This is a genomic window from Kitasatospora acidiphila, from assembly GCF_006636205.1.
Classification (GTDB): domain Bacteria; phylum Actinomycetota; class Actinomycetes; order Streptomycetales; family Streptomycetaceae; genus Kitasatospora; species Kitasatospora acidiphila.
Genome location: NZ_VIGB01000003.1, coordinates 3,342,710 through 3,354,969 on the forward strand (window position 1 = coordinate 3,342,710; position 12,260 = coordinate 3,354,969).

The 12,260-nt window shown below is 73.9% G+C and carries 9 protein-coding genes; 6 read left to right on the top strand and 3 right to left on the bottom strand.

The window, feature by feature from the left end:
• The first annotated feature begins 68 nt into the window (after positions 1-68).
• Both E6W39_RS15690 and E6W39_RS15695 read left to right on the top strand, forming a co-directional pair.
• A complete protein-coding gene (locus tag E6W39_RS15690) occupies positions 69-845 on the top strand; it encodes a DUF2127 domain-containing protein (RefSeq protein WP_141634057.1) in 777 nt (258 codons plus the stop codon).
• Positions 846-894: 49 nt separating this feature from the next.
• Positions 895-1,410 (top strand): MarR family winged helix-turn-helix transcriptional regulator, encoded by a 516-nt coding sequence (locus tag E6W39_RS15695; protein ID WP_141634058.1) that lies wholly within the window; start codon positions 895-897, stop codon positions 1,408-1,410.
• A 61-nt stretch (positions 1,411-1,471) separates the two neighbouring features.
• Here the strand turns inward: E6W39_RS15695 and meaB are convergent, their stop codons facing one another.
• Together meaB and E6W39_RS15705 are read right to left on the bottom strand one after the other, a co-directional pair.
• Positions 1,472-2,428, bottom strand: a complete 957-nt coding sequence (meaB, locus tag E6W39_RS15700; protein WP_141634059.1) for a methylmalonyl Co-A mutase-associated GTPase MeaB — start codon at positions 2,426-2,428, stop codon at positions 1,472-1,474.
• Positions 2,429-2,469: 41 nt separating this feature from the next.
• Positions 2,470-3,672, bottom strand: coding sequence for an acetyl-CoA C-acetyltransferase (locus E6W39_RS15705; RefSeq protein WP_141634060.1), 1,203 nt, complete (start codon positions 3,670-3,672; stop codon positions 2,470-2,472).
• Positions 3,673-3,890: 218 nt separating this feature from the next.
• On the opposite strand from E6W39_RS15705, the gene mce reads away from it, so the two are divergent.
• The 3 genes from mce (at position 3,891) to E6W39_RS15720 (ending at position 10,281) form a co-directional block, all read left to right on the top strand.
• Entirely contained in the window at positions 3,891-4,328 is a 438-nt protein-coding gene (gene mce, locus E6W39_RS15710) for a methylmalonyl-CoA epimerase (RefSeq protein WP_101382239.1), read from the top strand.
• A 355-nt stretch (positions 4,329-4,683) separates the two neighbouring features.
• A complete protein-coding gene (locus tag E6W39_RS15715) occupies positions 4,684-9,246 on the top strand; it encodes a hypothetical protein (RefSeq protein WP_141634061.1) in 4,563 nt (1,520 codons plus the stop codon).
• Between the two features lie 105 nt (positions 9,247-9,351).
• The gene (locus tag E6W39_RS15720; protein ID WP_141634062.1) at positions 9,352-10,281 is read left to right on the top strand and encodes a coiled-coil domain-containing protein; all 930 of its coding nucleotides are present in this window, start codon (positions 9,352-9,354) and stop codon (positions 10,279-10,281) included.
• An 82-nt stretch (positions 10,282-10,363) separates the two neighbouring features.
• Here the strand turns inward: E6W39_RS15720 and E6W39_RS15725 are convergent, their stop codons facing one another.
• Positions 10,364-11,161: an alpha/beta fold hydrolase gene (locus tag E6W39_RS15725; protein ID WP_141634063.1), complete on the bottom strand. Its 798-nt coding sequence runs from the start codon at positions 11,159-11,161 to the stop codon at positions 10,364-10,366.
• 96 nt (positions 11,162-11,257) lie between these two features.
• Between E6W39_RS15725 and E6W39_RS15730 the strand changes: the two genes are divergently transcribed.
• Entirely contained in the window at positions 11,258-12,256 is a 999-nt protein-coding gene (locus E6W39_RS15730; RefSeq protein ID WP_141634064.1) for an ABC transporter ATP-binding protein, read from the top strand.
• Positions 12,257-12,260 lie beyond the last annotated feature (4 nt).

Here is a 12,260-nt window from a genome sequence, read left to right on the forward strand (position 1 = left end):
GCGTCGGAGGGCATCGCTATCCTGCTGGCGCACGGCAGCCATCAAGGCCCGACGGGGGAAAGCACCACATGTTCAAACGCGACTGGAACCGCCGCACCTGCGCCAAGCGCGGCCACATCACCTACGCACCGACCGAGCCCGACCTGCGCTCCCGGCTGCACGCCGCAACCGCCATGGGCGACGCCTGGCGCTGCCTGCGCTGCGGCGACTTCTCGCTGGGCGCGCCGCACGGCGGCGGGCCGGCGTCCAACGCCCCGCTGGTGCCGCGCGGCAAGGCGCTGCGCGAGCTCTTCGTGCTGCGCTTCCTGGCGGCGGAGCGGGTGCTCCGCGCAGTGCTCGGCCTGCTGATCGCCTGGGCCGTCTGGAAGTTCTCCAACAGCCAGGACGCGGTGCGCCAGCTCTTCGAGCACGACCTGACGACGCTGGGGCCGGTGGCGGACCACTTCCACTGGGACCTGGAGCACGCCTCGGTGGTGGACACCATCCGCAAGTCCTTCGACTACAAGCCGAAGACCCTGGCGTTCGTGGCCCTCGGGGTGGCGGTCTACTCGCTGATCGAGGGCGTCGAGGGCGTCGGGCTGTGGCTGAACAAGCGCTGGGCGGAGTACCTGGCCGTGGTGGCCACCGGCGTGTTCCTGATTCCCGAGGGGTACGAGCTGAGCCACCACGTCTCGGCAGTCAAGATCGCGACCACCATCGTGAACATCGCCGCCGTCCTGTGGATCCTGCTGTCCAAGCGGCTGTTCGGCCTGCGCGGCGGCTTCGCGGCCTTCGAGGCGGAGCGCCACTCGGCCTCGCTCCTCGAGGTGCGGACCATGGCCGCCCCGGCGCCGGCGGCCGCCTAGGCATGGGCGAGATTGTAGAAGATTGAACAATTCTGGGTATGCTGTCGGTATGGATACGCACGCTGACGAGCCGACGGAGCTGCCGGCCGCTGCCACGGAGGACGACGCCCCCTGGCTGACCGCCCGTGAACAGCGCTTCTGGCGTGCCCATCTGGAGGTCAGCAAGCTGCTGGAGTACCAGCTGGGCCGCGAACTGGCGCAGTACGACCTGGCGATCAACGACTACGAGATCCTCGTGGTGCTCTCCGAGTCCCCGGACCGGCGGATGCGGATGACCGACCTGGCCGCCGCCACCCTGCAGTCCAAGAGCCGGCTCAGCCACCAGATCACCCGGATGGAGAACGCCGGCCTGGTGCTCCGCCAGGAGTGCCCGGGCGACCGCCGGGGCCTGTACGCGCACCTCACCGACCAGGGCTGGCAGACCCTGCGCAAGGCCGCGCCCGACCATGTGCGCAGCGTCCGGGCGCACTTCATCGACCGGCTGGAGGACGACCAGCTGGACGCCATGTACCAGGCGCTGGCCCCGATCGCCGAGCATCTGCGCGGCCTGCGCGGCAAGCCCTGACCTGAGTACCGGAAAACGCTGATGGGCCCTCAACCGAGGGCCCATCAGCGTTTTCCGGTGCTCAGCGGTCGGTGAGGCCCGCCACCAGGCGGTCGGCCGCGCCGTACGGGTCCAGCCGGCCGCCGGCCACCTGGTCGGCCAGCGAGTCCAGGTGGCGGTCGCCGTGCAGGTCGCCGATCCGGGCCCGCAGCTGGGCCAGCGCGATCGCCTCGATCTCCTGGGCGGCCCGGCGGCGCCGGCGGGCCGCCAGCTCGCCGCCCTCCTCCAGCCAGGCGCGGTGCTTCTCCAGTGCCTCGACGACCTCGTCCACGCCCTCGCCCCGGGCCGCCACGGTCTTGACGATCGGCGGGCGCCAGTCTCCCGGCTGCCGGGCCTCGCCCAGGCCGAGCATGTGGCTCAGCTCCCGCGCGGTGGCGTCCGCGCCGTCCCGGTCGGCCTTGTTGACCACGAAGACGTCGCCGATCTCCAGGATGCCCGCCTTGGCGGCCTGGATCCCGTCGCCCATGCCGGGCGCCATCAGCACCACGGTGGTGTCCGCCTGGGCGGCCACCTCCACCTCGGACTGGCCGACCCCGACGGTCTCCACCAGGATCACCTCGCAGCCGGCCGCGTCCAGCACCCGCAGCGCCTGCGGCGCGGCCCAGGAGAGCCCGCCCAGGTGGCCGCGGGTGGCCATGGAGCGGATGAACACGTCCGGGTCGGTGGCGTGGTCCTGCATCCGCACCCGGTCGCCGAGCAGCGCGCCGCCGGAGAACGGCGAGGACGGGTCGACCGCCAGCACCCCGACCCGCTTGCCGAGCCGCCGGTAGGCGGAGACCAGCGCGGAGGTGGAGGTCGACTTGCCCACCCCGGGCGAGCCGGTCAGGCCGACCGTGTAGGCCTGACCGGTGTACGGCGCCAGCGCGGCCATCGCCTCGCGCAGCTGCGGGGCCGCGTTCTCGACCAGCGAGATCAGCCGGGCCACCGCACGCGGGCGTCCCGCGCGGGCCTGCTCGACCAGGGTGGGCACATCGATCATCGAACTTCTCTCCTGGATGGGGTTTGCGGCCTCGCTGGGGTTCAGGCCTTCGGCACCCGGATGATCAGGGCGTCGCCCTGGCCGCCGCCACCGCACAGCGCGGCCGCGCCGATGCCGCCGCCGCGCCGGCCCAGCTCCAGCGCCAGGTGCAGCACCACGCGGGCGCCGGACATGCCGATCGGGTGGCCGAGGGCGATCGCGCCGCCGTTGACGTTGACGATGTCGTGGCTGACGCCCAGGTCCTTGACGGACTGGTAGGCGACCGCGGCGAACGCCTCGTTGATCTCGATCAGGTCCAGGTCCTCGACCGCGATGCCCTCCTTGGCCACCGCGTGCTTGATCGCGTTGGACGGCTGGGACTGCAGCGAGGTGTCCGGGCCGGCCACGTTGCCGTGCGCGCCGATCTCGGCGATCCAGCTCAGGCCCAGCTCCTCGGCCTTGGCCTTGCTCATCACGACCACCGCGGCGGCGCCGTCGGAGATCTGCGAGGAGGTGCCGGCGGTGATGGTTCCGTCCTTGGTGAAGGCCGGACGCAGCTTGGCCAGGCTCTCGGCCGTGGTGTCGGCGCGGATGCCCTCGTCCTGGCTGAACAGCACCGGGTCGCCCTTGCGCTGCGGGATCTCCACCGGCACGATCTCGGCCTCGAAGACGCCGTTCTTCTGGGCGGCGGCGGCCCGCTGGTGCGAGCGGGCGGCGATCTCGTCCTGCGGCTCGCGCGGGATGCCCAGGCGGGTGTTGTGCTTCTCGGTGGACTCGCCCATCGGGATGTTCGCCCACGGGTCGGTCAGGCCGTCGTAGGCCATCGCGTCGAGCATCTCGACCGCGCCGTACTTGAAGCCCTCGCGGGACTTCGGCAGCAGGTGCGGGGCGTTGGTCATGGACTCCTGACCGCCGGCCACCACGATGTCGAACTCGCCGGCCCGGATCAGCTGGTCGGCCAGCGCGATGGCGTCCAGCCCGGAGAGGCAGACCTTGTTGATGGTCAGCGCCGGCACCGACATCGGGATCCCGGCGGCGACCGCGGCCTGGCGGGCCGGGATCTGGCCGGTGCCGGCCTGCAGCACCTGACCCATGATCACGTACTGCACCTGGTCGCCCGCCACCCCGGCGCGCTCCAGCGCGGCCTTGATCGCGAGGCCGCCGAGCTGGGCACCGGAGAAGTTCTTGAGCGAGCCGAGCAGGCGGCCCATCGGAGTGCGAGCGCCCGCGACGATCACGGACGTAGTTGCGGAAGCAGTAGGCATGGCACGAGCCCCTTCGCACGTCTTGGCCAGCGAGTCCGTCGGACCGGTGCGTGAGCACGGCGACGAGCCCGGGGAGAGGGATGCTGCTCAATGTACTGACCCGTAACTCGGGCGTCACCGGAGCCGCGGTGTGATCAGGCTCGCACGCGACCGCCGCCCGCCGAGGTGGGACACTGCGCAGCACTGGCCGCGACCGCTTCTCCCCAAGGGGGCCCCGAGTGCTGACCCGCATCGACCACATCGGCATCGCCTGCTTCGACCTCGACAAGACGGTCGAGTTCTACCGTGCCACGTACGGCTTCGAGGTGTTCCACTCCGAGGTCAACGAGGAGCAGGGGGTCCGCGAGGCCATGCTCAAGATCAACGACACCGGCGACGGCGGCGCCTCCTACCTCCAGCTGCTGGAGCCGACCCGCGAGGACTCCACGGTCGCCAAGTGGCTGGCGAAGAACGGCGAGGGCGTCCACCACATCGCCTTCGGCACGGCCGACGTCGACGGCGACGCGGCCGACATCCGTTCGAAGGGCGTCCGGGTGCTCTACGACCAGCCGCGGATCGGTTCGATGGGCTCGCGGATCACCTTCCTGCACCCCAAGGACTGCGGCGGGGTGCTGACCGAGCTGGTCACCTCCGCCGAGCACCCCGAGCAGCACTGAGCCGCCCGACCCGCCGGTAACCTGGCTAGCGGCCACCCTCGGCGGTTACAACGCCGCATCGGCCCACTACACTGCCCAGGGTCGCAGGGGAGTCCATTACCAGGGCACGGCTGAACAGTCGCTCGTCGGATCTGTCACCATTCTCCACAGGCAAGAGTTCGCCCAGGAGTCCACCCGGTCGGCGGAGTGCGGTGCCCCGCGCTCTGGCGGCCGTTCGGCTCCGACCGTGACCGTCCGGACTGGTCGCGGATGCAAGGACCGGCACGGCCGGCCCCCGGGCGGGGCCGACAGCCCTTCGGGGTACGGGGGACCGTACCGGTCGAAGACGCGACCAGGAGATGGATGGGACCGCGCAGTGCGGGGCAACGACCGCTACGAGGTTGAGGATCACCTCTCCCAGTTCGAGGCCGAGATGGAGCGGCTTCGCAAGGAGCGGGACAAGACGGTCGAGCATGCCGAGGACCTCGCCTACCAGGTGGAGGTGCTCCGGGCCAAGCTGCACGAATGCCGTCGGCAGCTCGCCCAGCCGCGGGCCTTCGACGCCGTCTCCGGTCAGGCCGAGCAGATGCTGCGCACTGCCGAGATGCAGGCCCAGCAGCTGCGCGAGCAGGCCGAGCGGCAGCTGCGCGAGTCCCAGGCGGCCACCCAGCGGATCATGGCCGAGACCGCCGAGCGCACCGCCCGGCTGGAGGCCGAGCTCACCGCCCGCCGCCGCCAGCTCGAGGAGGAGCTGGCCGACCTGCGCCGGGCCGCCGAGCAGCACGTCAACGAGAACGTCAACTGGGCCGAGCAGACCAGGGCCGGCACCGAGCAGGAGGCCCAGCGGCTGCTCAAGGAGGCCCGGGCCGAGGCCGAACGGCTGATGGCCGGCGCCCGCGCCGAGGCCGCCGCGCTGGCCGACCAGGCCCGCGCCCAGACCGCCGCCGACCTGGACGCCGCCCGCGGCGAGGCCCAGGCCGCCGCCCAGGCAGCCCTCAAGCGCGCCCAGAGCGACGCCGAGCGGCTGCTCGCCGGCGCCAGCGCCGAGGCCGCCGAGCAGCGCTCCGCCGCCGCCAGCGAGGCCCAGCAGCAGCTGGCCGGCGCGCAGGCCGCCGCCGAGCGCGGGCTGGCCGAGGCCCAGGCCCAGATCACCGAGCTCAAGCAGGCCGCGATCCGCGACCGGGAGCTGGCCGAGGCGGCCGCCGCCCAGGCCGCCGCCGAGATCGAGCGGCTGCGCGAGCACGCCCGGGCCGAGGCCGAGCGGGCCCGCCTGGAGTCCGCCGAGCTGCGCGAACAGGCCGCCCGCGCCGCCGAGCAGCTGCAGGCCGACGCCGAGGCCGCCGCCACCCGGCGGGTCGCCGACGGCGAGGCGGCCAGCGAGCAGCGCTCCCAGACGGCCAAGGCCGAGGTGGCCCGGATGGTCGCCAAGGCCACCGAGGAGGCCGACCGGATCCGTGCCGAGGCCGCCGAGCAGCTGGCCCGGGCGCAGACCGCGCAGGCCGAGGCGGACGCTGCCAAGGCCGCCGCCGACGACGAGAACGCCCGGCTGCGCGCCGCCGCCGAGACGGTCGCCCAGCAGCTGCGCTCCGAGGCCGAGGCGGCCATCGCCGAACTGCGGTCCGCCGCGCTGGCCGAGGCCACCGAGGTGCGCGCGCAGGCCGAGGCCGCCGCCGAGGCGATCCGCGACGACGCCCGCGAGCAGGGCCGGGCCGAGGGCGCCAAGGACGCCACCATGCACCTGGCCAAGGCCGCCAAGAGCGCCGAGGAGGCGCTGGCCCGGGCCACCCAGGACGCCGAGGCCACCCGGGCGGCCGCCGCCGCCGAGGCCGAGCGGATCCGGACCCGGGCCGCCGCCGAGGCCGAGCTGCTGCGCGAGCAGGCGCAGGAGGCCGTGGCGCAGGCGCAGAACGCCGCGCTGGACGACGCCGCCGACATCCGCGCCCGGATGGAGCGGATGCAGGACGAGGCGGCCCGGCTGCGGGCCGAGGCCGAGGAGCTGCGCGCCCAGGCCGCCGCCGAGGCCGACAAGACCCGCGGCGACGCCCGCCGGCAGGCCGTGGCGCAGATCGAGGAGTCCGCCAAGACCGCGGAGGAGCTGCTCACCAAGGCCAAGGCCGACTCGGACGAGCTGCGCGAGGGCGCCGCCGCCGAGGTGGTCCGGATGCGCGCCGAGGCCACCGAGCAGGTGGGGCAGAAGCAGGCCCGGGCCGAGCAGATGCTGGACCGGGCCCGCGCCGAGGCCGAGAAGCTCACCACCACCGCCACCCAGCAGGGCAAGGACGCGCTGGCGGCCGCCAAGGCCGCGGCCGCCGAGAACCGTGCCGCCGCCGAGCGGGAGACCGCCGAGCTGCGCCGGACCACCGCCGAGTACGACCAGCGGGTGCGGACCGAGGCCGAGGCCGCCGCCACCGCCGTGCAGGCCGCCGCCCAGCAGGCCGCCGAGGAGCGCGAGGCACAGGCCCGCACCGAGGCGGAGCGGCTGCTGGCCGAGGCCGAGGCAGCGGCTGCCGCGGCCCGCGCCCAGGCCCAGCGGGACGCCGAGGAGATCGCCGCCACCGTCGCCCGGGACCGGGAGGAGACGACGGTCCAGCTGACGGCCGCTCAGCAGCTGCGCGAGCAGGCCGAGGCGACCGCCCAGCAGGAGCTGGAGGCGGCCCGGACGGCCCGCCAGGAGGCCGAGACCGCCGCCGCGCAGCTGCGCGAGGACGCCCAGGCGGCCGCCGAGACGGCCCGCCAGGAGGCCGAGACGGCGGCCCGGCAGACCCGGGAGCAGGCCGACACCGCGGCCCGCGAGACCCACGAGCAGGCGCAGGCGGCGGCCGCCGAGCTGACCGCGCACACCACCGCCGAGCTGGCCGAGCTGCGGGCCGCGGCCGACCGGGAGACCGCCGAGCTGCGCGAGCGCACCGGGGCCGAGACGGCTGCCGAGCGGGCCGCTGCCGAGCAGGAGGCGGCCCGGATCGCCGCCGACGCGCAGAGCGCCGCCGAGGCGCTGCGGCTGCAGGCCGCCGACCAGCTGGAGCAGGCCGCGGCCGCCGCCGATCAGGAACGGGCGCAGGCCGCCGAGGAGGCCGTCGCGCTGCGCACCGAGGCCGCCGAGGCGCTGGAGCAGGCGCTGCTGGAGGCCGCCGAGGCCACTGCCACCGCCACCGCGCGGGCCGCCGAACTGGTCGCCGCCGCCGAGGAGGAGGCCGCCGCGGTCCGCCACTCGGTGGCCGGGCTGCACGAGCGGGCCGCCCAGCAGGTCGCCGAGCAGACCGCGCAGGCCGAGCGGGACGCCGCCGAGCTGCGTGAGCGGACCACCGCCGAGGTCACCGAGCTGCGCGGCACCGCCGAGCGCGAGACGACCGAGCTGCGCGAGCGCACCGCCGCCGAGACCGCCGCCGAGCGCCATGCGGCCGAGCAGGAGGCGGCCCGGATCGCCGCCGAGGCGGACGCCTACAGCGAGCAGCTGCGGGCCGAGTCCGACGCGGCGCGGGCCGAGGCGCTGGCGTTCCAGGAGCGGTCCAACGCCGAGGCCGAGGCGGCCGCCGCCCGGATCACCGCCGAGGCCCGCGACTTCGACGCGGCGCTGCGTGCGGATGCCGAGCAGTACGCCGAGCGGCAGCACGCCGAGTCCGACGCCCAGGCCCGGCAGACCGTGGCCGAGGCCGAGGAGCTGGCCCACCGCACGGTCGCCCAGGCCGAGGAGCGGTCCGCCGCCCTGCTGGCCGACGCCGAGCAGTACGCGGCCCGGCTGCGCGCCGAGGCGGACGAGTTCGCCGCCGCCACGCGCGCCCTGGCCGAGGAGTACGACACCACGACCCGGGCCAACGCGGACGCCTATGACCGCACCGTCCGGGACCAGGCCGAGCAGTACGACTCGGCCACCCGCGCCCAGGCCACCACGGTGCTGGAGAAGGCCTTCGCGGACGCCGAGTCGCTCGGCGAGGAGGCCCAGACCACCGCGCTGGCCACCACCGCCGCGGCCGAGGAGCAGGCGGACGCCATGGTGGCGGCCGCCCGCCAGGAGGCCGAGCGGCTGGTCGCGGCCGGCGAGGCCGCCGGCCAGGCGGAGGTGGAGCGGGCCCGTTCCGACGCCGACGCGCTGCTCTCCGAGGCCCGCCGGGACGCCACCGCGATCCGGGAGCGGGCCGAGGAGCTGCGCGAGCGCACCGAGGCCGAGATCGAGGCGCTGCACGAGCGCTCCCGCAAGGAGAACGCGCAGGCCATGAAGTCCGCCGGGGAGCGGGTGGACGCGCTGGTGACGGCGGCTCAGGAGCAGCTCACCGAGGCCGAGGAGCAGGCGGTGGCCGCCGTCGCCGAGGCCGAGGAGCGGGCCGCCGCCCTGGTCGCGGCCGCCGAGGAGCGGGCCGCCGAGCTCACCTCGGAGGCGTCCGCGGAGGCCTCCAAGGTGCGGATAGCGGCTGTCCGCAAGGCCGAGGGCCTGCTGAAGGAGGCGGAGCAGAAGCTCTCCGCGTCCACCACCAAGGCGGAGCAGCTGACCGGTGAGGCCGAGCAGAAGCTCAGCGCCGCCCAGAACGAGGCCGAGGAGCAGTTGGAGGCTGCCGCCGAGGAGGCCGCCAAGCGGCTGCGGGCCGCCGAGGAGGCCGCCGCCGAGCAGCTGCGGCTGGCCGAGGAGGAGGCCGACCGGGTGCAGGAGTCGGCCCGGACCGAGGCGAAGCGGATGACCGACGAGGGTCGGCGGGAGCTGGAGGAGCTGGTCCGGCGCCGCAAGGACATCAACACCGAGATCTCGCGGGTGCAGGACGTGCTGTCCGCACTGGAGGCCTTCGAAGCGCCGTCGCCGGTCCAGCAGGCGGCGACGCGGGAGGCGGCAGCGCCGGAGAAGCCGACCGGCCGCAAGGGTTCTGGAGCCAACGGGGGATCGAAGGCGGGCGCAGGAGTGGGCGCCCCCCGATCGGGTGGCAGTAGGTCCGAGAGGACACCACCCGATTGAGCGGACATTGTCCGTCAACCATAGGCTTTTTGCCTACGACACTCCGGTAACGTGTCAGGATTCCCTCAACCACCTCATTGGTTTGACGACAGGAAGCCCAGTCCCATGAGCGACAGTCACTCCCCTCACGGCTTCGACCTGGTGCGCCGTGGGTACGAGCGCGCGCAGGTCGACGAGCGGATCACCAAGCTGGTGGCCGATCGTGACAGCGCGTTGGCCCGGATCAGCGCCCTGGAGAAGCGCATCGAGGAGCTTCACCTCGAGACCCAGTCCGCCCAGGCTGCGGTGGCCGACGCCGAGCCGTCGTACGCCGGTCTCGGTGCCCGGGTCGAGAAGATCCTGCGTCTGGCCGAGGAGGAGGCCAAGGACCTGCGCGAGGAGGCGCACCGCGCCGCCGAGCAGCACCGTGAGCTGGCCGAGGCGGCCGCCCAGCAGGTCCGTACCGAGGCCGAGAACTACGCCAAGGACCGCAAGGCCAAGGCCGAGGACGAGGGCGTCCGGATCGTCGAGAAGGCCAAGAGCGACAGCGCCCAGCTGCGCGCCGAGGCCAACAAGGACGCGCAGAACAAGCGCGAGGAGGCGGACGCCCTCTTCGAGGAGACCCGCACCAAGGCCGCCCAGGCCGCGCTGGAGTTCGAGACCAACCTGGCCAAGCGCCGCGAGCAGTCGGAGCGCGACCTGGCGGCCCGTCAGGCGAAGGCCGAGAAGCGCCTCGCCGAGATCGAGCACCGCGCCGAGCAGCTGCGCCTGGAGGCCGAGAAGCTGCGCACCGACGCCGAGCGCCGGGCCCGCCAGACGGTGGAGACCGCGCAGCGCCAGGCCGAGGACATCGTGGCCGACGCCAACGCCAAGGCGGACCGGATCCGCAGCGAATCCGAGCGTGAGCTCGCCGCGCTGACCAACCGCCGCGACTCGATCAACGCCCAGCTGACCAACGTCCGCGAGATGCTGGCCACGCTGACCGGTGCCGCCGTCGCCGCGGCCACCGTGCCGGCCGAGGACTCGCTCGGCGTGCCGGCCCAGCAGTCCCGCTGACCCCGGCTCAGCCGCCCGTCGGCCCCGACCCGCTCCCGGGTCGGGGCCGACGGTTTTTCGCGTCCTGCCGCGGGTTCTGACGTCAGTTCGGCTTGACCCGGCGCAGCAGGTCGCGCACCGCCGCGTTGAAGGTCTCCGGGGCCTCCAGGGAGCTCAGGTGCCCGACCGAGGGGATCACGGTCAGTTCGGCGTCCGGGATCACCTCGGCCATCAACTGGGCCTCGGCGACCGGGCTGAGGGTGTCCTCCTCGCCGACCACCACCGCGGCCGGCACCCTCAGCCCGGCCAGCACCTCCAGTGACTCGGACCGGTTGGCCATCGCGCGCTGCGCCCAGGCGACCGCGGCCGGCGCGGCCTTGGCGATCATCGAGCGGACCTGGGCGACCAGTTCGGGCATCGGGGCCGGTCCGAGCTGCCCCTCCGCGGCCTTCTCGTCCAGCAGCAGCTGCACGCTGTTGCGGGCCAGTACCACCGCCGCGATCCGCTCCCGGTTGGCCCGGGCCTGCTCGGTGTCCAGGGTGGCCTTGGTGTCCGCCAGCAGCAGTCCGCGCAGCCGGTCCGGGTGGCGGCGGGCGAAGGCCATCGTGACGTAGCCGCCCATCGAGAGGCCGCCGACCACCGCCCGGTCGATCTCCAGGGCGTCCAGCAGCCGGGCCACGTCGTCCGCGATCTCGTCCAACGAGGGCTCCGCTGAGCCGAGTTCGGCGATGCCGAAGCCGCGCTGGTCCGGGGTGATCACCCGGGCCTGGTCGCCGGCCGGTCCGGGCAGCCGCTCCAGCTGGGCGGCGAACATCCGGGCCGACAGCGGAAAGGCGTGCAGTAGGACGAGCGGGATGCCGGAGCCGTTCTCGTGGACGGTCGGGGCGCTGGGGATCGTCATGCAGCCACCGTAGGGGGCCCGGCTCCGCGACACACGTGATCCCACGGGCCACCGTGTCCGGCTTGTCATAGTGTGATCACAAATGAGGGAGAGCGCATGATCGAGCTGCACGATCTGACGAAACGTTACGGTGACAAGCTGGCGGTCGAGTCGCTCAGCTTCCAGGTGCCCAAGGGCGTGGTCACCGGCTTCCTCGGACCGAACGGCGCCGGCAAGTCCACCACCATGCGGCTGATCCTCGACCTGGACCGGCCCAGCAGCGGCTCGGTCACCATCGACGCCAAGGGCTACGGCGTGCTCAAGGAGCCGCTCAAGTACATCGGCGCGCTGCTGGAGGCCTCCGCGTCGCACCCCGGCCGGACCGCCCGCAACCACCTGCTCTGGCTGGCCCAGAGCAACCGGATCCCGGTGCGCCGGGTGGACGAGGTGCTCGCCCTGGTCGGCCTGACCGAGGTGGCCGACAAGAAGGCCCGGGGCTTCTCCCTCGGCATGCGCCAGCGGCTCGGCATCGCCTCCGCGCTGCTCGGCGACCCGGAGATCCTGATGTTCGACGAGCCGGTCAACGGGCTCGACCCCGAGGGCATCCTGTGGATCCGCACCCTGATGAAGCAGTTGGCCGCCGAGGGCCGCACCGTCTTCGTCTCCTCCCACCTGATGAGCGAGATGGCGCTCACCGCGGAGCACCTGGTGGTGATCGGCAAGGGCCGGCTGCTCGCCGACCTGCCGATGGCCGACTTCATCGCGCAGAACTCGCACTCCGCGGTGCGGTTGCGCACCCCGCACCCGGAGCAGCTGCTGGACGCGCTGGCCGCCGAATCGATCCCGGTCCAGTCGGGCCCGGAGGGCAGCTTCGAGGTGACCGGCGGCGACCCGGCAAGGCTCGGCGAGCTGGCCGCCGCCCACGGCATCACCCTGCACGAACTGAGCCTGCAGCGCGCCTCGTTGGAGGAGGCGTTCATGCGGATGACCGCGGACGCCGTGGAGTACCACGCGGGACCCGAAGCAGCCGCTGGGCAGGGCGAGGAGCACGACGCGGCGGGCGCGCCCGGCAGCTGGGGCGCCGACTGGCAGCGAACCCGGAAAGGCTCGAACTGAACCA

What these genes read in the sequence shown, in the direction of transcription:
- meaB (WP_141634059.1), bottom strand. Translation starts at nt 2,428, where the DNA reads ATGATCGATGTGCCCACCCTGGTCGAGCAGGCCCGCGCGGGACGCCCG.
- E6W39_RS15695 (WP_141634058.1), top strand. Translation starts at nt 895, where the DNA reads ATGGATACGCACGCTGACGAGCCGACGGAGCTGCCGGCCGCTGCCACG.
- E6W39_RS15730 (WP_141634064.1), top strand. Translation starts at nt 11,258, where the DNA reads ATGATCGAGCTGCACGATCTGACGAAACGTTACGGTGACAAGCTGGCG.
- E6W39_RS15690 (WP_141634057.1), top strand. Translation starts at nt 69, where the DNA reads ATGTTCAAACGCGACTGGAACCGCCGCACCTGCGCCAAGCGCGGCCAC.
- E6W39_RS15720 (WP_141634062.1), top strand. Translation starts at nt 9,352, where the DNA reads ATGAGCGACAGTCACTCCCCTCACGGCTTCGACCTGGTGCGCCGTGGG.
- E6W39_RS15725 (WP_141634063.1), bottom strand. Translation starts at nt 11,161, where the DNA reads ATGACGATCCCCAGCGCCCCGACCGTCCACGAGAACGGCTCCGGCATC.
- E6W39_RS15705 (WP_141634060.1), bottom strand. Translation starts at nt 3,672, where the DNA reads ATGCCTACTGCTTCCGCAACTACGTCCGTGATCGTCGCGGGCGCTCGC.